Raw genomic sequence first — 19,674 nt, forward strand, 5'->3', positions numbered from 1 at the left:
GTAATAACACGGCTTTTGGATTATTTTCTGCCGAAAGTGATAGCAGAAAATTAATACACACCGATCGATCTGGATGAAAAAAGTAAAAGTCCCACTCAGTTTTGAGCGGGACTATATGAAGTCTTATTTCTAAAATGAGAAATCTTAAATCTTAGAAAAAGTTCATGATTGTAATAACCCCAACGCTGGTTAACATCATTAAAGCGCCCATAATTATAGACTGACCTAATGGATTGCTGAATTTTGCGTTGTTCATTTAAGTAAAATCCCTTTTATTAATAGTTCCTTAACCATATCAAAATCAGTATAAATATCTATAAAACTAATGCAAAACTTAAATTACCGTAAAGTTTCTTAATAATAACTATTGCAGACGCTTTTGTATCATTTATAACAAGTATTGAGCATAATTATTTTCTTGTCCTATTCTCCATTTTCAAAATGTAGTACTTTCCGCCCAAAATAATTACCTTATCTCCGAGCGGAATACGCGTCTTGATGCAGTAAGATCGATATTAATCAAGGTAGAAATATTTGAATAGAAGATTATCATGACAGTCTCCACGGCATCTAGAAACCAAGCGATCGCTTTTGACTTAGAAAAATTAAATGAGCAATTTGAAACTGCCACACCCAAAGACATACTGGCATGGTCTATAGAGAATATCCCAACGGGACTGGTGCAAACAAGCGCCTTTAACGTGGATGACATGATAATTACCCATATTCTTTACAGCGAACTGAAGCATCCCGTTCCTGTAATCTTTCTCGACACTTTGCACCACTTCCCTGAAAGCCTAGAATTAGTTGCCAAAGCCAAACAAATCTATAATCTGGATTTGCAAACTTTCAAAACTCCAGATGTAGACACCCGCGAAGCCTTTGAAGCCAAATACGGCGACAAACTTTGGGACACGGATATTGCCCAATTCCACAATATTACAAAAATTGAACCATTATTACGGGGTTTAGACGAACTCAACAGCGTTGCTTGGATTACCGGACGCCGCCGTGACCAAGCAGTAACCCGTGCAAATATGCCCATATTTGAATTTGATAATAAAGGTCGGCTGAAAGTAAATCCCATAGCTACCTGGACACGCCAAGACAGTTGGGTTTACGTGGCTGAACATGGAGTCATCTACAACCCCCTCCACGACCAAGGTTATCCCAGCATCGGCGACCAACCCATCACCACCAAAGTAGGTGAAGGCGAAGACGAACGCGCCGGACGCTGGCGGGGAAGCGATAAAACAGAATGTGGAATTCATATTTAGTCATTGGTCATTTGTCATTAGTCATTAGTCATTGGTCAAAAATGACAAAGGACAAACGGTTAAGGACTCATTTAGTCATTTGTAATTAGTATTAGACAAAGGACAAATGACTAAGAACAAAGGACAAATATGATTAAAATCCTCCATCTCTCCGACATCCACATGGGAAGCGGCTTTTCCCACGGACGAATTAATCCAGAAACGGGATTAAATACACGGTTGGAGGATTTTGTCAATACTCTATCTATATGTATTGACCGAGCGCTGAGAGATGCTGTTGATATGGTGATATTTGGTGGCGATGCTTTCCCAGATGCGACACCACCGCCTTATGTACAACAAGCGTTTGCTAGCCAGTTTCGCCGTCTGATGGATGCCAATATTCCAACAGTGCTGTTGGTAGGCAACCACGACCAACATTCCCAAGGACAGGGAGGAGCGAGTTTAAATATTTACCGCACTTTGGGAGTGCCAGGGTTTGTTGTTGGCGATACATTAACTACGCACTGTATCGAAACCCGTAATGGCAAAGTGCAAGTAATCACCCTGCCTTGGCTGACCCGTTCCACCTTGATGACTCGCCAAGAGACTGAAGGTTTGTCTTTGGCGGAAGTCAATCAACTATTAACGGAACGTCTGCGAGTTGTTTTAGAAGGGGAAGTTCGCCGTCTTGACCCAGATGTACCTACTATCCTTTTGGCTCACTTGATGGCTGACAATGCTAGCTTGGGTGCAGAAAGATTTTTGGCGGTGGGTAAAGGCTTTACTCTACCCCTATCTTTGCTGACGCGACCTTGTTTTGATTATGTAGCATTGGGACACGTCCACCGCCACCAAAATCTGAATAAATCCAACAATCCACCGGTGATTTATCCAGGGAGTATTGAGCGGGTAGATTTTAGTGAAGAAAAAGAAGACAAAGGCTATGTGATGATAGAACTGGAGCGGGGAAGCGTTGAGTGGGAATTTTGCCCTTTAACAGTTCGGACTTTCCGCACCATTGAAGTGGATGTCTCAAAAGCAGACGATCCGCAAGCGGTGTTAATGAAAGCGATCGCCAAGTATGATATTCAAGATGCTGTAGTGCGGCTAATTTACAAACTCCGCTCCGAACAGATGGATTTAATTGACAGTTCCTCTCTACATACTGCTTTAAGTCCCGCTCATACCTATACCATTCAAGCAGAATTAGTCAGTCAATTAGCCAGACCCCGAATTCCTGAATTGAGCGCAAGTAGTAGCATCGACCCAATGGAAGCTTTAAAAACTTACTTGAATAACCGCGAAGACCTTAAAGATATCGCAACTTCAATGATGGATGCAGCACAAAAGTTGCTAGCAGATGATGTGGAAGTTTGGCTGGAAGCAGCAACTAATGAGTAGGTGAAAATAATTTGTAATTAACAATTAATTATTATGGAATAACGTAGACGCTTCGGCTTGCCGCAGGCTACCGCAGAAGCGTAAAGGGCACGGAGAAATCAGAGTTTTACAGGTATTTTGTGTAAGCCCTATTTTCCACTCTCCAAAATATATGACGCAAACAATCCCAGCAAAAGTCATCGACTTACGCTATTTAATTGACAACTTTGGTATTGAGTTAGTTTTGGATGGCTCATTCTTCCGTGAATGGCAAGAAGATTTACCAGAAATCAATGATTTAGATAAACAACTTTTAGATAAGGTAAAAACGGGTTATTTTAATCTTCTTAATTACCCACCTTTCCTGGAAAATGTAGTTAGAATGGCAGTTATAGACCCATTGCTTTTTATTGGGGATTTTTATCTAGCTCCGTATTATGTAAAATCAGAAGAATCTATAGATATTGCTGTGCCAGATGAAGATGTAATTATCAAAGGTAGAATAGATACCTTAGTTTTAAAAGAGCAATTTTGGCTAATGATTATTGAGTCTAAAAGAGCTTCGTTTTCAGTCGAACAAGGACTCGCACAAATTCTTGCTTATCTGTTAGGAAATCGAGATAATGATAAACTTAGTTTTGGTATGATTGCTACGGGAAGCGAGTTTATTTTCGTTAAATTAGTGAAAGGAAATCCACCACGTTATGCTTTATCAAAGGGTTTTTTGATGCGTAACCCTGGAAATGAATTGTACGACGTGCTACGTATATTGAAACGCCTGACTCAGTTGGTGGGTGCTTAAACCCGATCGCCCGATCGTATATTCTCATAACAGGGGCGATGTCTGGCGACCAATAGCTACGCGTCTACGCTACATCAGTTAATCAGTTAAGATTAAGTAATGAGAAAATATCTAAGATTTGAATAGTAAAGATTACAGGAGTAAGCATATAATGCAAATTAGAGGAATCAAACGCGGCCAAACTATTGAATTATTAGAGCAAATTCACAGTATTCCTGATGGGGCAGAAATAATCGTTAATCTAGAACTACCTGCTACTGAACCTGTAGTAGCAAAACTAGACTTAACAGATGAACAGAAACTAGCAAAATTGAATCAATTATTTGGAGTTTGGCAAGACCAAACAGAGTTGATAGATATCTTTGCTGAAATTAACCAGCAGCGTCATACTTACCAAGGAAGGGTAATAAATTCAATAGATAAATAGAATCAAGACTAATGTATCTCTTAGATACTAACATTTGTATTGCACTGCTTAACGGTAATTCCAAAGTAGTACCTGTATTCAATCGCTATTTCAGCCAATGCTATCTATCTACAATAGTAGTTTCAGAACTTTACAAAGGTGTTTACTGTTCTAAACAAGTTGAAAAAAATTTAGAAACACTAGCACAACTAACTGAACTATTACCTATTGAGCCATTTGATATAGATGCTGCCAGACAATTTGGTAAGATCCAAAGTGAATTGAGGCAAATTGGTAGACCAACAGGAGAAGTAGATGCACTAATTGCTGCTGTTGTCCGTTCTCGTAATGATATTTTGGTTACAAACAATATCAAAGATTTTGAAAATATACCTAATTTGCAATTAGAGAACTGGTTAGAGTAGCAAAAAAGCTGTATGAGTATTTTTACAAGTGAGCGATCGCCCGATCGTATATTCTCACAACAGGGGCGATCGCTCTTTCAATAATGAGAGAATAATTAATATAGTATAAATTCAGAAAAGAAGAGTGATGAAGCGAGAGTTTAATGTAATTCTCGAACGAGATGCTGATGGCTACTTTGTTGCTTCCGTCCCTAATCTTCCTGGTTGTCATACGCAAGCCCAAACTTTAGATGAGTTAATGGAGCGGATTAGAGAAGCGATTGAACTTTGTTTAGAATTTGAGGAAGAACAGCAGGATTCAGTGGACTTTGTTGGTATTCAACGAGTCGCAGTTGAGATATGAGTCAATTCCCAAGTGTCAAAATAAAATCGAGCCTTCATTATTGTTTTGTATTAAAAATTACATATTTTTTAGTAAATATTATGTATGCAATCAGATTGTTTTGCTATCCAGCAAAAAAACTGTCTTCTAAAATGCCTTGGTAAATCAGATTTATTTGCTAGTTTTGATCGTTAATTGCTCATTGAGTAAAAAAAAATTAATCCAGATGATAAATATTATTCTATATACCCTATAATTCTCCTAATCACGGTATGCATGTAGAAATACCGTAGATTTAGGGGTGATTCTAATGAGCAAGTCGCAACAACCGACACAGTTAAGTAAATTTCTAAGTGAAGGAATACAGCCTTATGTCATGAAAGCTTTGCAGAGTATACAACTCCGGTATCAACACGCAATTAAAAGTTGGTTGAATGGACGCAGTGTACAAAGCTTTGTGAGTCTGTTTTTAACAAGTATTTTTTTGAGTATAGCAGTTGCCTCTTGTTCTGGAAGCAGTTCAGCTAGCAAAAATGATGTTAAGCTAAAACTTGTATCTTTCTCTGTCACCAAAGCCGCTCATGACCAAATAATTCCCAAATTTATCGAAAAGTGGAAGCAAGAACACAACCAAAACGTTACATTTGAGCAAAGTTATGGAGGTTCTGGCGCTCAAGCGGCTGCTGTCATTAACGGTTCGCAAGAAGCAGATATAGTACACTTAGCACTTCCTCTCGATGTCAGCAAAATTCAACAAGCAGGTTTGATTAAATCAGGTTGGGAAACCGAAGCTCCCAGAAATGGTATTGTTAGTAAATCGGTTGCTGCGATCGTCACCCGTGAAGGCAATCCTAAAGGTATCAATACTTGGGCAGACTTAGCAAAAGATGGCGTGAAAGTGATTGCCGCCAACCCAAAAACTTCTGGTATTGCTATCTGGGAATTCTTGGCTTTCTGGGGTTCGGTGAGTCTAACAGGTGGTGATGAAGCCACAGCGCTAGATTATGTCACCAAAGTTTATAAGAATATCCCGACTCTAACGAAAGATGCCCGTGAGGCTAGCAATTTATTCTTCCAAAAAGGTGAGGGAGATGTTTTAATTAACTACGAAAATGAGGTAATTTTGGCAGGACAAAATGGGACGAAGTTGCCTTATGTTGTACCTCAAGTCAATATTTCTATTGATAATCCTGTGGCGGTAGTTGATAAAAACGTCGATAAACATAGTACAAGAGAAGTTGCACAAGCATTTGTTGATTTTCTTTACTCTACAGAAGCTCAACGGGAATTTGCCAAATTACAATATCGTCCTGTTAATCCCACCGTTAGCCAAGAAGTAGCATCACAACATCCGCCAATTAAAACTTTATTCACATCTCAAGATTTAGGTGGCTGGGATATTATCCAGAAAAAGTTTTTTGGAGATGGAGCAATTTTTGACAAAGTGCAAGCTGCAAACAAAGCATGATCTGTATTTTTTAATGCAGCATTTTTTATTTGCAGATAGCCAAGCATAAGCAGCAATTTACAGTCATTTTACTGAAATTAATAATTTTATGAGCTTTCGTAGCCGATTTAAGGATAGCTTTTTCCTAACATCTTTAATGCTTATTGCCAGCAGTATCAGTGGTTGTAACGGTGGGCAAGAATTGAAAAGTCAAGTGAGTATTGATGGTGCAGCTGTAGGCTTTCCGATTTCTTTAGCAGTTGCAGAAGAATACGGTAAAGTTAAACCTGAGGCTCAAGTTAGCGTTGCCTCAAGTGGCACTGGTGGTGGTTTCAGTAAATTTTGTAATGGCGATATTGATATCGCTGGTGCTTCTCGAACCATTAGAGATGAAGAAATCAAAAAATGTAAAAGTAAGAATATTGAATTTGTCGAGTTGCCTGTAGCTTTAGATGGCATCGCCGTGATTGCCAACCGTAAAAATAACTTTGCCAAATGTCTAACTATTAAGGAACTGGGTAAGATTTGGGGCGGCAAATCAGACGGCAAAATATTGGCATGGAATCAAGTTAATCCCAAGTTTCCTAACGAAAAGCTAAAGCTATATGCTCCATCTTCTGATACAGGAACATTCGATTATATGACTCAAGCTGTGACTGGCAAAGCCAAGAATGGCCGTACAGACTACACTGCTACTCAGAATCAAAACCTTTTGGTACAAGGAGTGTCAGGTGATGTAACAGCCTTGGGTTATGTTGGGATATCTTACTACATTCAAAATCAAGAAAAACTGAATCTAGTTGGTGTAGAAAGTCTTACTGGAAAGTGTGAAAAACCAGTTCCGGTGGATAATGTAATTAAAAATATCTATACACCTTTGTCTCGTCCTCTCTTCATCTATGTCAGCAAAAAATCTTTAGATACAAAGCCAGCAGTCAAAGAATTTGTAGATTTTTATCTAGAAAATTCTTGGAAGTGGGTAGATAGTGTAGGTTATGTAGCATTACCTGATGAAGCTTACCTCAAAGTCAAACAAAAATTTGCTACTGGTGAAACTGGGACAAAGTTTAAAAAAGCAAAACCAGGTGAACCGATCACAAACTTTATTTAAATAAAGTCTCAGGCATAGTAGTTTAATTTTAGTGAGAAGTTAATTGTTTATGCAAAATACTAATTCTCAAGATGGTCTTTATCTACAATCCAGACAGTCTCTGGATAAAAATCCATCTGAAGATATATCTGAAAAGATTGTTGCGGTAATTTTATTTGCTTGTGCTTTAGTTTCGGTTTTGACTACTTTTGGTATTGTCGTAATTATCTTTCAGGAGACATTCAGTTTTTTCCAAGAAGTTTCCTTTGCCAAATTCTTTCTTGATACTAAATGGACACCTCTATTTGCAGAGAAACATTTTGGCATTTGGCCCTTAATTAATGGCACTTTTTTAACTACAGCTATTGCAATGGCGGTTGCTATTCCTCTAGGTTTGTCTTCTGCGATTTATTTAAGTGAGTATGCTCAACCCAAAGTAGCAGCTATTTTACGTCCGGCAGTGGAACTTTTGGCAGGAGTACCTACAGTAGTATATGGTTACTTTGCCCTGTTGTTCCTTACACCATTGATGCGAAATGTGATACCTCTGGAAATATTCAACGCTTTGAGTGCGGGGTTAATGATGGGGGTAATGATTACTCCTACTGTTGGTTCTATCAGCTTAGATGCTATCCGAGCAGTTCCGCGTTCTTTGCGAGAAGGATCTTATGCTTTAGGTATCACTAAACTGGAAACCATTTTTAAAGTAGTTCTACCAGCCGCGCTTTCTGGAATCATAGCCTCGATTATTTTGGGTATTTCTCGAGCTGTGGGTGAAACAATGACTGTCCTCATCGCCGCCGGACAGCAACCAAGACTAACTATCAACTTTGCAGAATCAGTAGAAACAATGACAGCCTACATGGCACAAATTTCTGGTGGAGATAGTCCGCGCGGTAGCCTCAATTTCAAAACATTATATGCTGTAGGCGCTGTTTTATTTCTACTTACCCTTGCTTTGAATATTGTGAGTTTCTGGATTGCTAATCGCTTTAAAGAAAAATACGACTAAATAGATATGGCTACAAGTTATCAACAAGATGATTCTCTCGATTCTGCGGCAGAATTTACCGATAATGTTGAAAGTAGAGAGACATTAGGGAAAGTATTTGAAGTACTTTTTTTGTTAGGATTGCTGATTGGTTTATTTGTCCTAGCGTTGCTACTTTTTGATATTTTGAAAGACGGATTAGGCAGATTTTTATCACCCGGCTTTCTCACGGAAACTCCTTCTCGTTTTCCTGACCAAGGTGGCATCCGCCCTGCAATTATCAGCAGTATTCTTTTAGGGTTGGTTGTGATTTTAGTTACTGTCCCCATTGGTGTTGGAGCAGCTCTATATCTAGAAGAGTATGCACCTAAAGCTTGGTGGACAGCGATTATTGAGATTAATATCAGTAATCTGGCGGGTGTACCTTCTATCGTTTATGGATTGCTAGGTTTAGGGGTTTTCAATTATTTGCTTGGGTTTGGCCCCGCTTTGATTTCCGGTGCATTGACTTTATCTTTGTTGTCTTTACCAGTAATTATTGTGACAGCTAGAGAAGCAATTCGCGCTGTTCCAGATTCTCTGAGAAATGCTTCTTACGGATTAGGTGTCACAAAATGGCGAACTATTAGCAATCATGTCATACCTTATGCTGTTCCCGGTATTCTGACGGGGGTGATTATCTCTGTATCGCGCGCTATAGGTGATGCAGCTTCTCTGATTGTTGTCGGTGCTGTGGGTTTTCTCACCTTTAACCCTGGTTTGTTTCAGAGATTTATGGCATTACCCATTCAAATTTACAGTTATATAACTCGTCCCGAACCGGGTTTTGCTAGTGCAGCAGCAGCCACAATTATTGCGTTGTTAATTTTGATTTTAGCTTTAAATGGTGTTGCAATTTATATTCGACAACGCTTCTCAATAAATTAGGTAATTAAATATCTAATTTGGATAGATTCATAGATATTGGAGTTCAACCAAATGACTTATAGCAATAGTAGAAGTAAATCAGATAGTGCCACAATTGACCAAGATAATGGTGTATTCAATGTTGAAGGGGTGAAGGTGTATTACGGTGGATTTCTGGCACTTTTAGATGTCTACTTAAAGATTCCTGATAAACAAATTATTGCTTTTATTGGGCCTTCAGGATGTGGTAAAAGTACTCTTCTGCGTTGCTTCAATCGGATGAATGATTTAATCCCTGGAGCTAAAGTTGAGGGTAGACTGAATTATCGCGATCGCAATATTTACGATCCGAAGATAAATTCTGTAAAATTACGCCGTCAAGTCGGCATGGTTTTTCAAAGACCAAATCCTTTCCCCAAGTCAATATACGAAAATATTTCCTTTGGGCCGCGGGCTAACGGTTATAAAGGTAACATCGATGAATTGGTGGAAGATTCCCTTAGACGCGCTGCTATCTGGGATGAAGTCAAAGACAAACTTAAAGAGAAGGGTACTGCATTATCTGGCGGACAACAGCAACGACTTTGTATTGCTCGTGCGATCGCAATGAAGCCAGATGTATTATTAATGGATGAACCATGTTCAGCTCTCGACCCAATTTCTAGCCGCCAAGTAGAAGAACTCTGTTTAGAACTCAAGGAGCAATACACCATCATCATGGTGACACACAATATGCAGCAAGCTTCTAGAGTCGCAGATTTTACGGCTTTCTTCAATACAGAAATTGACGAGCATGGTAAGCGTCGCGGCAAATTAGTTGAGTTTAATCCTACAGCCCAAATGTTCAGTTCTCCTCAAACCAAAGAAGCTGAGGATTATATCAGTGGACGGTTTGGCTAAAGAGGCATCACAGTAGAAGGGGAAAGGTAAAAGTCAAGTTCAGTTGTGAACTACTATTATTCTTTTGCCCTTTAACCTTTCCCTCCCGCACAAGCTGAGACTAGGTAATATATATACATCTAACTACGAATTAAAGGCATACAGTGGAAATTCAAGAATTAAAAGCATTGATTAAAGAAACGATGCGTGAAGTTCTACAAGAAGAAAGACTTCGACTCTGCCAAATTCTTATTCCTTACATAAGTGATGATGAGCAACGCGAACTTGAAGCCGAATTCGGTCTACCTTCAGATGATGCTGAAGATGAAGTAATTGATATGACCGATTGGGTAAGATATGGCAATAAAATTTCGCAAAAAAGCGATTAAATTTTTAGAAAAAGCAAATCCTGAAGATGTCGAAAATATTCGGGAGCAAATAAAGCAAATTTTTATTGCTGTCGAAGACCAAGGCATTATCCCGTTTACAGAATTAGATATCAAAAAGATGAAAGGTGATTGGGAGGGATTTTACAGACTACGTATAGGTAAAAACAGAATTATTTTTACAGTTGATATTGATTCGAGAGACATCGAAATTTACGCTATTGGTGCGAGAGGAGATGCTTATAAAAAATAATTCGTAATTAGTAATTTAATAACTGGGAATTACCAAAGTAATTTTGGAAAATATACTGAGGTTTAATGGTACTAAATTGAAGTAATATTTCAGTTTAGTACTTATACTGTGTATTATGTTTAAGCCTCTGTCATTTGCTTTAGTTGCAGCTACAATTCTAGTTGCATCAATCAATAATCCCAATGCTACTTTAGCTCGAACTTGTGCCTCTAAGTGTGGGTCGCACCCAATTCAGTTTACACCTGGGCAACACATCCGAGTTGAAGTTGTAAATAGCACACCTAACCCGATCAAAATTCAAAAACCCTCCGAGACTGATGCAATATCCTTGAGTCCAGGGCAGAAATTAAACTTAGGACAAATAGAAGGTACAGAACCAAATACATCTTTGATATTTTGGAGCGAAACAGGTTTATCACTACAAGCGATTGTCTCTAAACTTAACTTTGGTACATTGCGCCTGGAACTCCGTCCGACTTGGCGCTCTCCGGGCGATCGCTCGTTATATATTATGGATGATGGCAGAATAAACGTGTTTTAGATAGCAAATAATGTTATTAGTTATGAGTTAAGAAAAAATTTTAAATTCAACACTCCTAACTAATAACTCCTGACTTGTATTGTGCTACACCGACCTGTATCTGAGCTATCAAAACCTAGCAAGCGTTTACCCGATCAGCGCTGGCAAATTTATCCACAAAAACCAGAATTTGCCCAAAATCTGGCGTTTTTGACAAATCTTTCACCCATTATCAGCCAGTTATTAATTAATCGGGGGATCGAAACACCAGAACAGGTACAAGCATTTTTAAATCCAGAGTCTTTAGTTTTGCCTTCGCCGTTAGAAGATTTCCCTGATTTGGCGATTAGTTTAGAGTTGTTGGAAAATGCGATCGCTTCTCAAACAAAAATTGCTATTTGTGGTGACTACGATGCTGATGGGATGACTAGTACTGCTCTACTTTTGCGTAGTCTCCGCACTTTAGGCGCACAAGTAGATTATGCTATCCCCAGCCGGATGCACGAAGGTTATGGTATTAATAAACGCATAGTTGAAGAATTCCACAGCGAAGGTGTGGGATTAATTCTGACTGTAGATAATGGTATCTCTGCGTTTGAACCAGTTGCCAGAGCTAAAGAACTTGGTCTTGCAGTAATTATCACCGATCACCACGATATCCCCCAAAAATTACCACCAGCTAACGCTATCCTCAACCCCAAATTAATAGCCGAATCCTCACCTTATCGGGGTGTTGCTGGTGTTGGTGTTGCTTACATTTTGGCAGTGTCTCTAGCACAACAGCTAGGTCAGGCTAAGGGCTTGATCCAGCCGATGCTAGCATTATTTACACTGGGAACGATCGCAGATTTAGCCCCCTTAACTGGTGTAAATCGTCGCTGGGTAAAACGTGGTTTACAACATTTACCCAAATCCAACTTAGCTGGTATACAGGCGTTAATTCAGGTAGGTGGCGTGCAGGCGAGAGATGAGGGAACAGGGGGAGCAGTCCCTAGTCCCCAGTTCCCAGTCCCCAGTCCCAAATCCCTGAAGCCTGAAGATATCGGGTTTCGCTTGGGCCCGCGCATTAATGCTATTGGTCGGATTGGTAATCCCCAGACTGTGATTGAATTGCTGACTACAGATGATATGGGGGTGGCGCTGGAAAGAGCAATGCAATGCGAACAAGTCAACGCCTCTCGCCAAGAGATGTGTCAGCAAATTGAACAAGAAGCGATCGCTTATGTAGAGACGGAATTTGTTACGTCTCTACAAAAAGACCGTGTATTAATTGTTGTTCAACCCAATTGGCATCATGGCGTTATTGGGATTGTCGCCTCTCGTTTGGTAGAACGCTACGGTGTTCCTGTGTTTATCGGTACTTATGAAGATGAGGGACATATACGCGGTTCTGCACGCTCAATTCCAGAGTTTCATGTGTTTGAAGCTTTGGAATATTGTCACGATTTACTAGGCAAATTTGGCGGACACAAAGCAGCCGGGGGATTCTCTTTACCAGCAGAAAATTTAGAGATGGTGCGATCGCGTTTGATTGAGTTTGCTAACCAGTGTCTTGAACCCCAACATCTCAAGCCTCTGCTAAAAATTGATGCCGAAGTCAACCTCAACCATCTCAATCAACAGCTTTATCAACAGCTTAATGCTCTACATCCCTGCGGTATGGACAACCCCGATCCAGTTTTCTGGACACCTAATATTCAAGTGGTTGAGCAAAAAATCGTTGGTAAGGGTCACATCAAACTGACCGTTGCCCAAACTATAGATAATCAGGAGTATAAAATCAAAGCGATCGCTTGGCGTTGGGGCGACTACTTCCGTTTACCACCGCGAGTGGATATCGCTTACAAATTGCGAGAAAATTACTTTAACGGTAACACTAGCATTGAGCTAGAGTTAATCGGAGTCAGACTGCCAATTCCGATTCAACAATTTTTTGCTTCGCCACCTATCCAGTCAAGCACCACATTTGAATACAACCAGCGACAATATACTTGTGGTTTCTATAAAAACGGTATTGAAGCAGAATTAAGAATTAGAAATTCTGAAGGTAAAGTCTTAGCCATCCAGCCAGGACATATAATTGGTTTGCTGGGCACTAATCGTCAAAACGCTAAAGAAGTTAATATTTCTCAACCACAGTACGACAATATTATCCAAGCTGCCCTTCAGGCGTTATCAGTACTGAGTGCTGAGTTATGAGTTATGAGTTATGAATTCTTAATTAACTTCTCACTCCTAACTCTTAACTGTTAACTCCTTAGTCAGCACTCAGCACTCTTATAGGTTGCCGTTGCGAAATGCCAGCACAAAGATTACTGCTGGGCCAGCAATCACGATGAGCGCCACGGACAACAATTGGAAAATAACTTCCCAATTGATACTAGTAAAAGCGTTAAACAAGTCAGACACAGCGTCAAACATTTTTCCTTTTCTCCTGCCAATAGTCTTAAAAAATTCAATAACTTAAATTAGAAAACCCGAAATCGATCATATATGGCTATGGACTGTTAGATTTAATTTACTTAACAAAATTATAAGAAAAGATATAAAAACGTAAAATAGGGGGATTGGGCATTGGGGACTGGGGGGACTAGTTCGGTTAAGGCAAGAGACGCGATGAATCGCCGTCTCTACAATAATCAGTCTTTCATTTTGATAGCGATTTATTGCGTCTTTGCGATCTCAAATTTTCATCAAAAAACCTTAACCGAACCGTATTGGCTCCCAATCCCCAATCCCCAGTCCCCATTACCCCTTATCCCCAGAGGGGGCCCCACCTTCCCCAATCCCCAGTCCCCAATCCCTAATCCAAAATGTCAACTTGGCAATGTGTAAAGCAATGTGGAGCCTGCTGTAATCTCGATCCAGCAGAGCGTCCAGACTTGGAAGAGTACCTCTCTCCACCAGAACTAGAACTCTACCTCAGCATGGTAGGTGAAGGGGGATGGTGCGTTAATTTCGACCATACTACGCGAGAATGTCGCATCTACCCCAATCGTCCGCGCTTCTGCCGTGTGGAATCAGAAGTGTTTCAAGATATGTATGGGGTTGAACCAGAAGAAGTCAACGATTTTGCTATTGACTGCTGTCGCCAGCAAATAGAAGGAGTTTATGGCGATCGCAGTTTAGAAATACTACGCTTCGACCAAGCTGTTGGCCTTTGACATCCAACCCTGCTTTTTTTGTGTGAGATTGCAATTTATGACAAAAATCTGAGAAAATGATAGAAATATGAAAACACCCTAGCAACCAAAACTACTGCTTGTGAAACTTGATTCTGCACCTTTGGAGATTTCTGGCATATCTCACACTGAGATCGAGCTAGAACTGGAAGACAGCAATGATTTTAACTTAACTCCTGCGATCGCTCCCTTGGTTCAGCCTGTAATTGCCGATAGTCCTCAAAAGCAGCAATCAACGTTGGTAATTTTTGGTACGACTTTTGTAACCATTTTTCTAGCAGAAATTGGAGATAAAACTCAGCTATCCACTTTGTTAATGAGCGCACAATCTCATTCGCCGTGGGTGGTATTTATCGGCTCGGCGGCAGCCCTAATAACCACCAGCTTATTAGGTGTACTTTTAGGTAGTTGGATAGCCAATCGACTCAGCCCGAAAACTGTAGAAAAATCAGCCGGCGTAATGTTGTTGGTAATTTCCCTAATGCTATTTTGGGATGTATTTACTAGTTATTAGTCATTAGTCATTGGTCATTGGTCATTGGTCATTAGTCATTGGTCATTAGAAAAATTCCCCACTGCTCCTTAATTTATATGGATTGGCATTTATTAGGACTGAGCTTTATTACGGTTTTTTTATCAGAATTGGGTGACAAAAGTCAGCTAGCGGCGATCGCACTTTCAGGACGTTCTAATTCTCCGCGTGCAGTGTTTTTCGGTGCAGCAGGTGCATTGCTGTTGACAAGCCTGTTGGGATCGTTAGCAGGGGGTGCAGTAGCCGAATTATTACCTACACGGGTTTTAAAAGCGATCGCGGCTGTAGGATTTGCCATTCTTGCTGCACGTCTGCTGTTGTTTAACAATGAACCATCGGCAGATTCTGAAAAAACACCTTGAAGAAGAATCCAGAATCCAGGAATCAGAATTAGTCTTTGTAGGCGATTGGAACGCATCAAGGTTTTAAACCAATCTCACTCAGCCTGACTTAAATTTATACTGAATTCTGACCGGAGGCGGAGCGTCTCCGGCTCCGCTCCTGAGTTCTGAATTCTTTTTTACAAACGTTCCCAAGCAGTTCCTTTATAGCCGTATTGAAAAATTTCTGGATGCAAAATTTCTGCCAAAATTTCTAGAGAATCTACCAGTCGCGGCCCTGGACGATTGAAATAAGAATTGCCATCAGTAATGTAGACTCTACCAGTTTCGGTAGCATGTAGTTTTTCCCACTCTGGACGTTGAGTTAACAAATTGGCTTCTTTGCGAGTGCGGTTTAAATCAAAGCCACAAGGCATAAAAACAATTATGTCGGGATTAGTTGTTAATAGTGTTTCCCAAGGCAAGATCGGAGAAGGCTGACCTGTAGCGCAAAATAAAGACTGTCCTCCTGCTAAGTTAACTAATTCAGGAATCCAATTAGCGGCGATCATCAAAGGATCGATCCACTCGATACAAGCGACAGTAGGCAGTTCATCTAAAGAAAGTCCTTGGATTTTTTGCTGACAAATTTTGACGCGAGCTTCTAAATTTTCTAAGACTTTTACCGAGTCTACGCCAAAGGTGTTGCTGACTCGTTCAATGTCAGCCCAAACATCTTGGAGAATATTGGGTTGTAAAGAAATAATCTGAGGTTTACTGTCAATGAGTGTAGCAACTGCCTTTTCAACATCGTGTAAGCTAACAGCACAAACATCGCACTGGTCTTGAGTGAGAATATGGGTAGGCTGCAATTGCTCTAAAACATCTGTTTTGATTTCATAAATACTCAGAGCAGATTGCAATAACTTGTTCACGTCGTCGTGAATTTGGCTGCTGGAGGCATCACTGTTTAAACGTGCTTGGGTACAAATGGGGCGATTGAGGATTTCTGGAGGGTAATCGCATTCGTGCGATCGCCCCACAATAGCATCAACCAATCCTAGTGTCGCTAAAATCTCTGTTCCACCGGGAATCAGGGAAACAATTCTTACATCACTATCTGTCATCGCTCCACCTCCGCAAAAGCTGCCGTTACCTTAAGTTTGGCAGAATTTGAGCCATTAAGTATCTTTCTCTAGGAGAATCAAGGGTATTTTGCTAGTCAGTACTAAGCAAGAAATTGTACTAGGGATTGAGTATTGGGAAAAGTCTTTAGCACTCCCCAGTTTCAAATAAAAAATACTATACTACTTATACTACTTGATAGTAAAATTACTTAATAGTGAAATTACTAGAAATGCTAATTATCCCCTGGCAAAAATTATTGGTATGAAGTAACAGAAGTAATCAGCAAAATCTAGCTTATAACTAATTAGCCAGAATCATAAAATTTAGTTAGAAAAATTATATTTTCCGGTTATGAAAAACCATAGCAAGTAATTGTAGTTATACAAAGACAGTTCTACTTTTCCCGTAGAACTGCAAGTCCAAATTATTTCTTCTTGAGGGCAACTAATGCAGGTGGTGTCAGCTAGAAATATAACAGAGCACAACCAGGCCCAAGAGGCTTTACGAATCAGAGAAAATAGTCGGCGAAAACAAAGCCAGATGCTGGTGCAACTGGCAAGAAGCAAGACATTTCAGCAAGGTAATCTCAATGCGGTGTTGAGGGAAATTACAGAAACTGCTGCTCAGACGCTGTTAGTAGAGCGAGTTGGGGTATGGTTATATAATGAAGAACGTTCAAAAATTGAATGCATTGATTTGTATGATGTTAGGACTAAGAAGCATACCTTTGGTAACTCGCTTTTAAAAACAAATTTTCCTGTTTATTTCCAGGCTTTAGAAGGGGAACGTACTATTGCCGCAGATGATGCCAGAAACGATTCCAGAACCCAAGAATTATCCGAGTCTTATCTATCAGCTTTGGGCATCACATCTATACTAGACGCACCAATTTGGCTAGAGGGTCATTTGATAGGCGTAGTGTGTCACGAACACATAGGTGAAGGTCGCCAATGGACTTTAGAAGAAGAGAGTTTTGCTGGCTCAATTGCAGATTTTGTGACACTGGCTATAGAAGCGAGGGAGCGAAACGTCGTACAGGAAGCACTGCGACAGAGTGAGGCACAATTTCGGGCGATTTTTGAGCGTTCCTCTATCGGCATTGGCCTGATAGATATGAAAGGGCAGATAGTTGATACTAATCTGGCACTATGCGAGATTTTAGGATACAGCCGAGAAGAGTTATACGGCAAGAGCTTTACAGATTACATTTCCATAGAAAGGGAGGATTTAAAACTTTACAAACAACTGATGTCAGGAATTCGCACAGACTTAAAGAGAACTTCGAGGGATGGTTTACAACCCCCCAAACATCAGAAACAGCTTGTCGAAAGACATCGTATTGAGATAGAAAGATGCTGCCAGCATCAAAATGGTAACTTACTTTGGACTCATATCTCTGTTTCTGTTATACCAGGCAGCAATGGTAAACCTGAGTTTTTTCTAGCGATGATTGAGGATATTACTGAACGTAAACAAACAGAGTTGAAACTACGTGCCTCTCAAGAAGCAGCAGAAGCTGCCAATCGAGCAAAAACTGAATTTTTAGCAACCATGAGCCATGAGTTGCGGACACCTCTGAATGCGATTATGGGTTTGTCACAGTTATTGCAACAAGAAATAGTTGGTTCTCTAAATGAAAAGCAGAACGAATATGTAAGTTGTATATATAGTAGTGGCGAACATCTACTGGCAGTGATTAACGATATCCTTGACTTATCTAAAGTAGAAGCAGGTAAAGAGGATCTGTTATTATCATCTTTGTCAGTGGTAGATATATGTAATTATGCTATCTGGACAGTGCGCGATCGCGCCTCAGAAAAGGGATTGCAACTCACACATGAAATTGACCAAGAAGCTGATATTTGCATTGCTGATGAGCGGCGCATCAAGCAAATGCTACTCAACTTGCTCACTAATGCGATTAAATTCACCCCAGCAGGCGAAGTATCGCTGGTAGTGAAAAAAGTGCCACAAGGGATAACGTTTACAGTTTCAGATACTGGCATTGGTATAGACTCAAGTCAGTTTCAATTTTTATTTGAACCGTTTAAACAGCTTGACAGTCGGTTAAATCGGCAGTATGAAGGCACTGGTTTAGGTTTAGCCTTGACGCGGAAATTAGCGCGTTTACATGGTGGAGATGTTACCGTGACATCAACTTTAGGAAAGGGCAGTCAGTTCATTCTGTTTCTACCAAATCCAGAGCATCTGGAAAATAGGGAAGATGAGACAAATGAGATAGATAAGATAGATGAGACTGAAGAGGAAGCAAACTTTACCTCGTCCTCCTCTTCTTCAGTCATCTCCACAAATAAAACTATTTTGCTTGTAGAAGAAGAGGAAAACACAGCAACAGTATTGCAAGATTATCTCCACACAATTGGCTACCAAGTCAAGTGGATAGATAATAGTAACGACTTTTTGAAACAGGTACAAAGCTTCCAACCAGATTTAGTTTTTTTTGATTTGCAGTTAGTAAAAGATGCTCATATCTGGAATTTGCTGAATATCCTTAGAAAAGAGCCTTATCGGGAACATTTACCGATTGTAATGATGACCTTTAGCGAACCTTTAGAGGAGAAAATCGCCATACTACCAGGTAGTGTTGATGACTACCTTATCAAGCCAATTCGTATAGTTCAGCTAGAGTCAATTCTAATGAAATATTTTAGTTAATTGCTCATAAACATACATTTTCTTTAAAAGATTACTAAAAAAATACTACATAATTTTACTTTAACTATGAAAATATTTTTCTCATTTTCACATGGAGAATATTAGCTTCTTCAAATATTTCTCCTTCTTCTACAAAATCCAGTTTTTTGTATAAATCTTTCACATATTCTTGAGCATGAATTACGACTTCTGGAATATCTTGGTTAGCTATCACCTGTAGGGCATTTTCCATAATTTTCTTACCAATACCTTGCCCTCTAACTGTCGACAAAACAGCTAACCTTTCTATTTTGGCAGTTTTCTCATTTAAATATCTGATTCTAGCAGTACCTACAGCTTCCACATTTAAATAAGCAATTAGATGATCGGATATTTCATCTTTGCCATCGAATTCTAAAGCGGGATCTACACCTTGTTCTTCTTGAAAAACTGATTTTCTAATTGCTTGAATTGCCGGAAAATCTTTAGGTAATTCAGCAACTTTTATAACTAAATTACTCATTAAACTCTGTTTGATGTTACTACCTATTGTAGTTTAATGTGAGTTTGATGCACCTCTCCCTGCTTTGACCGAAAGTGCAAGCCTGTCCCTCTTTGAGTCGGAGCTACGGTGTACACACAAGTCCTTCTGACCCCCTCTAACTCGCCCTTGGTAAGGGGGAGAACCGGATATTTTCCCCCAATACATCGGGGGGATTAAGAGGGGTAAATCCAGGATTGGGGCTTCATTACCAAGATGTGTGTACACCGTAGGACTCGGAGAGGGAGGG

At 39.9% G+C, this 19,674-nt stretch carries 22 protein-coding genes; 19 read left to right on the top strand and 3 right to left on the bottom strand.

Translation table 11 applies throughout. The features are described from left to right. The first annotated feature begins 551 nt into the window (after positions 1 to 551). The 15 genes from cysH to RMY64_RS14345 all read left to right on the top strand — a co-directional run bounded on the left by cysH (position 552) and on the right by RMY64_RS14345 (position 13,265). Positions 552 to 1,277, top strand: a complete 726-nt coding sequence (cysH, locus tag RMY64_RS14275; protein WP_322673599.1) for a phosphoadenosine phosphosulfate reductase — start codon at positions 552 to 554, stop codon at positions 1,275 to 1,277. 129 nt (positions 1,278 to 1,406) lie between these two features. Next, positions 1,407 to 2,660 (top strand): exonuclease SbcCD subunit D, encoded by a 1,254-nt coding sequence (locus tag RMY64_RS14280; protein ID WP_322700362.1) that lies wholly within the window; start codon positions 1,407 to 1,409, stop codon positions 2,658 to 2,660. 151 nt (positions 2,661 to 2,811) lie between these two features. Next, the gene (locus RMY64_RS14285) at positions 2,812 to 3,441 is read left to right on the top strand and encodes a restriction endonuclease subunit R (protein WP_322673597.1); all 630 of its coding nucleotides are present in this window, start codon (positions 2,812 to 2,814) and stop codon (positions 3,439 to 3,441) included. A 151-nt stretch (positions 3,442 to 3,592) separates the two neighbouring features. Beyond that, positions 3,593 to 3,868 carry a hypothetical protein gene (locus tag RMY64_RS14290; RefSeq protein WP_322673596.1) on the top strand — a complete coding sequence of 92 codons (276 nt, stop codon included), beginning with the start codon at positions 3,593 to 3,595 and terminating at the stop codon, positions 3,866 to 3,868. Positions 3,869 to 3,879: 11 nt separating this feature from the next. Then, positions 3,880 to 4,272, top strand: coding sequence for a type II toxin-antitoxin system VapC family toxin (locus RMY64_RS14295; protein WP_322673595.1), 393 nt, complete (start codon positions 3,880 to 3,882; stop codon positions 4,270 to 4,272). 127 nt (positions 4,273 to 4,399) lie between these two features. After that, a complete protein-coding gene (locus RMY64_RS14300; RefSeq protein WP_322673631.1) occupies positions 4,400 to 4,615 on the top strand; it encodes a type II toxin-antitoxin system HicB family antitoxin in 216 nt (71 codons plus the stop codon). Positions 4,616 to 4,904: 289 nt separating this feature from the next. Next, positions 4,905 to 6,062, top strand: coding sequence for a sulfate ABC transporter substrate-binding protein (locus RMY64_RS14305; protein ID WP_322673594.1), 1,158 nt, complete (start codon positions 4,905 to 4,907; stop codon positions 6,060 to 6,062). An 88-nt stretch (positions 6,063 to 6,150) separates the two neighbouring features. Beyond that, positions 6,151 to 7,152, top strand: a complete 1,002-nt coding sequence (locus RMY64_RS14310; RefSeq protein WP_322673593.1) for a PstS family phosphate ABC transporter substrate-binding protein — start codon at positions 6,151 to 6,153, stop codon at positions 7,150 to 7,152. A gap of 49 nt (positions 7,153 to 7,201) precedes the next feature. Further along, on the top strand, positions 7,202 to 8,143 hold the full coding sequence (pstC, locus tag RMY64_RS14315; RefSeq protein WP_322673592.1) for a phosphate ABC transporter permease subunit PstC: 942 nt from the start codon (positions 7,202 to 7,204) through the stop codon (positions 8,141 to 8,143). Positions 8,144 to 8,149: 6 nt separating this feature from the next. Beyond that, positions 8,150 to 9,049, top strand: a complete 900-nt coding sequence (pstA, locus tag RMY64_RS14320; RefSeq protein WP_322673591.1) for a phosphate ABC transporter permease PstA — start codon at positions 8,150 to 8,152, stop codon at positions 9,047 to 9,049. 51 nt (positions 9,050 to 9,100) lie between these two features. Beyond that, complete coding sequence (gene pstB / locus RMY64_RS14325; protein WP_322673590.1) at positions 9,101 to 9,928, top strand: phosphate ABC transporter ATP-binding protein PstB; 828 nt, start codon at positions 9,101 to 9,103, stop codon at positions 9,926 to 9,928. A 143-nt stretch (positions 9,929 to 10,071) separates the two neighbouring features. After that, positions 10,072 to 10,296, top strand: coding sequence for a hypothetical protein (locus tag RMY64_RS14330; protein WP_322673589.1), 225 nt, complete (start codon positions 10,072 to 10,074; stop codon positions 10,294 to 10,296). Further along, entirely contained in the window at positions 10,265 to 10,546 is a 282-nt protein-coding gene (locus tag RMY64_RS14335; protein ID WP_322673588.1) for a type II toxin-antitoxin system RelE family toxin, read from the top strand. The genes RMY64_RS14330 and RMY64_RS14335 overlap by 32 nt, the downstream gene beginning before the upstream one ends. A gap of 115 nt (positions 10,547 to 10,661) precedes the next feature. After that, positions 10,662 to 11,087, top strand: coding sequence for a hypothetical protein (locus RMY64_RS14340; protein ID WP_322673587.1), 426 nt, complete (start codon positions 10,662 to 10,664; stop codon positions 11,085 to 11,087). 81 nt (positions 11,088 to 11,168) lie between these two features. Further along, positions 11,169 to 13,265 carry a single-stranded-DNA-specific exonuclease RecJ gene (locus tag RMY64_RS14345; RefSeq protein ID WP_322673586.1) on the top strand — a complete coding sequence of 699 codons (2,097 nt, stop codon included), beginning with the start codon at positions 11,169 to 11,171 and terminating at the stop codon, positions 13,263 to 13,265. Between the two features lie 78 nt (positions 13,266 to 13,343). Here RMY64_RS14345 and psb30 read toward each other — a convergent pair whose 3' ends face one another. Beyond that, on the bottom strand, positions 13,344 to 13,487 hold the full coding sequence (gene psb30, locus RMY64_RS14350; protein ID WP_069068686.1) for a photosystem II reaction center protein Ycf12/Psb30: 144 nt from the start codon (positions 13,485 to 13,487) through the stop codon (positions 13,344 to 13,346). 392 nt (positions 13,488 to 13,879) lie between these two features. Here psb30 and RMY64_RS14355 point away from each other — a divergent pair, with 392 nt between their 5' ends. The 3 genes from RMY64_RS14355 to RMY64_RS14365 all read left to right on the top strand — a co-directional run bounded on the left by RMY64_RS14355 (position 13,880) and on the right by RMY64_RS14365 (position 15,142). Next, positions 13,880 to 14,230 carry a YkgJ family cysteine cluster protein gene (locus RMY64_RS14355; protein ID WP_322673585.1) on the top strand — a complete coding sequence of 117 codons (351 nt, stop codon included), beginning with the start codon at positions 13,880 to 13,882 and terminating at the stop codon, positions 14,228 to 14,230. A 100-nt stretch (positions 14,231 to 14,330) separates the two neighbouring features. Continuing rightward, positions 14,331 to 14,762, top strand: coding sequence for a TMEM165/GDT1 family protein (locus RMY64_RS14360; RefSeq protein ID WP_322673584.1), 432 nt, complete (start codon positions 14,331 to 14,333; stop codon positions 14,760 to 14,762). A gap of 77 nt (positions 14,763 to 14,839) precedes the next feature. Beyond that, entirely contained in the window at positions 14,840 to 15,142 is a 303-nt protein-coding gene (locus tag RMY64_RS14365) for a TMEM165/GDT1 family protein (protein WP_322673583.1), read from the top strand. A gap of 158 nt (positions 15,143 to 15,300) precedes the next feature. Here the strand turns inward: RMY64_RS14365 and RMY64_RS14370 are convergent, their stop codons facing one another. Beyond that, complete coding sequence (locus RMY64_RS14370) at positions 15,301 to 16,227, bottom strand: cobalamin-binding protein (protein WP_322673582.1); 927 nt, start codon at positions 16,225 to 16,227, stop codon at positions 15,301 to 15,303. 448 nt (positions 16,228 to 16,675) lie between these two features. Here RMY64_RS14370 and RMY64_RS14375 point away from each other — a divergent pair, with 448 nt between their 5' ends. After that, a complete protein-coding gene (locus RMY64_RS14375; RefSeq protein ID WP_322700363.1) occupies positions 16,676 to 18,904 on the top strand; it encodes an ATP-binding protein in 2,229 nt (742 codons plus the stop codon). A 64-nt stretch (positions 18,905 to 18,968) separates the two neighbouring features. Here RMY64_RS14375 and RMY64_RS14380 read toward each other — a convergent pair whose 3' ends face one another. Next, the gene (locus tag RMY64_RS14380; protein ID WP_322684275.1) at positions 18,969 to 19,406 is read right to left on the bottom strand and encodes a GNAT family N-acetyltransferase; all 438 of its coding nucleotides are present in this window, start codon (positions 19,404 to 19,406) and stop codon (positions 18,969 to 18,971) included. Positions 19,407 to 19,674 lie beyond the last annotated feature (268 nt).

The organism is Nostoc sp. DedQUE08, assembly GCF_034530895.1.
Lineage (GTDB): Bacteria > Cyanobacteriota > Cyanobacteriia > Cyanobacteriales > Nostocaceae > Nostoc.